The organism is Bacillus sp. JJ1521, assembly GCF_036965165.1.
In the GTDB taxonomy this organism is placed as follows: domain Bacteria; phylum Bacillota; class Bacilli; order Bacillales; family Bacillaceae_L; genus Ferdinandcohnia.
The window spans coordinates 892-2,152 of the sequence record NZ_JBALOX010000268.1 but is presented as its reverse complement, the minus strand read 5'-3'; the positions used below and the strand labels follow the sequence as shown (position 1 = coordinate 2,152).

The 1,261-nt window shown below is 43.0% G+C and carries 1 protein-coding gene; it reads right to left on the bottom strand.

What is annotated here, in order from left to right; translation table 11 throughout:
• Nucleotides 1–1,195 (bottom strand): peptidase (locus V7147_RS24430; protein WP_335370390.1); only part of this gene is annotated, 1,195 nt, incomplete at its 3' end.
• Between the last annotated feature and the right edge of the window lie 66 nt (nucleotides 1,196–1,261).

Here is a 1,261-nt window from a genome sequence, read left to right as displayed (position 1 = left end):
CGATGTACTCATTTGGGTAATGGGCAACCTCTGTTGTTCCTGGACCAAAGACAATCGTGGGGATATTGCCAACCGCTGTTAAAAGCCCACCGTCCGTCCCCCAAGGTGATGCTTCGATGACAGGTTCCTTCCCCTTCACCTGTCTAAAGCTATTTTTTAAAAGGGTCATAAGTTCATGTTCAGGATCTATCGTACTGGGCACCCATCGTGCACCAAACCACTCAAGGCCAACCGGATGTTCCACAAACCAATTATCAAGTTCAGATAATTTTTCAAGCCATTGCTTCATTTCAGCCTTTGCATTGTCAATCGTTTCTTCTGGAGCAACCCCCATTCGTCCTTCAATCGTGACAACGTCTGGGACAGAGGATGGCCATGTTCCTCCATGAATTTTCCCAATATTTATGGGAACAGGAATTGGTGTATTTTTATACAAAGGGTCATTAATCGCTCCATTACGAATCATTTCAAGCTTTAAAAGATGATCCATAACAGTCATTGATTTTTCAATGGCACTGACACCCTCATATCTCGTACCACCATGTGCAATCCGACCATAGATATCAATTTTAAACCATAGGGAGCCTTGCTGCTTTGGAAAAATCTTCATATTTGTCGGCTCAGGGATAATCGCCCCATCTGCTTTATAGCCTTTTAAAATGGTCGCAAGGGTTCCCGCACCACCACTTTCCTCTTCAATGACACTTTGAAAGATGACGTCTCCTTTTAATCGAATTCCCGATTCCTGGATGGCTTGAATTGCTAACAGGAGGGCAACATTTCCACCTTTCATATCAGTAGAACCTCGTCCATATAATTTTCCATCTTTTACTTCAGCAGAATATGGGTCCATCTCCCATTGTGTAATATCGCCTTCCGGAACAACATCGATATGACCATTTAAAAGAAGAGATTTCCCACCTCCTGTCCCTTTTAGGAAACCGACAACGTTGGGACTGTCAAGAAAATTGGTTCTCGGTGACACAAAATAAGGATGCTTTAAAAGCTCTGTCCCGTTCGGTTCCCAGATATCAATTTCCATCCCGAGCTGGCGGCATTTTTCAATGACAATCGCTTGTGATGACCTTTCATTCCCTTGGAGACTCGGTTCTTGAACGAGCTTTTTTAAAAGACGGATGCCCTTACTTTTGTTTTCTTGTATCCACTTTTTCACCTTCACATAATTGTCATCCATACACTTCTCCTCCCTTGGTTAGGATAGTTAATCAAATGCGACTTGGCGTATTTGCGCACAGATTTT